Below are 501 nucleotides of genomic sequence, written 5' to 3' on the forward strand. Positions count from 1 at the left end.
ATGCATTTTTGTGTACGGGACTATCACCCTGTACCGTCGGACTTTCCAGACCGTTCCACTAACACACATGCTGATTCAGACTCTGGGCTGCTCCCCGTTCGCTCGCCGCTACTGGGGGAATCTCGGTTGATTTCTTTTCCTCGGGGTACTTAGATGTTTCAGTTCCCCCGGTTCGCTTCATTACGCTATGTATTCACGTAATGATAGTGTGTCGGAACACACTGGGTTTCCCCATTCGGAAATCGTCGGGTATAACGGTTCATATCACCTTACCGACGCTTATCGCAGATTAGCACGTCCTTCATCGCCTCTGACTGCCAGGGCATCCACCGTGTACGCTTAGTCGCTTAACCTCACAACCCGAAGATGTTTCTTTCGATTCATCATCGTTTTGCGAAAATTTGAGAGACTCGAACACACCGCTTATCTGTTCTTATTACGGAGAACAGACACAGTGTGTCGTTTCAATTTTCAGCTTGATCCAGATTTTTAAAGAGCAAA

The 501-nt window shown here is 47.5% G+C and carries 1 rRNA gene; it reads right to left on the reverse strand.

Annotated elements, in window-relative coordinates:
• Window positions 1-353, reverse strand: a 23S ribosomal RNA gene (locus LZP96_RS24000); the annotation flags it as partial.
• Window positions 354-501: the final 148 nt, after the last annotated feature.

This window comes from Huaxiibacter chinensis (genome assembly GCF_022171985.1).
Classification (GTDB): Bacteria; Pseudomonadota; Gammaproteobacteria; order Enterobacterales; family Enterobacteriaceae; genus Enterobacter; species Enterobacter chinensis_A.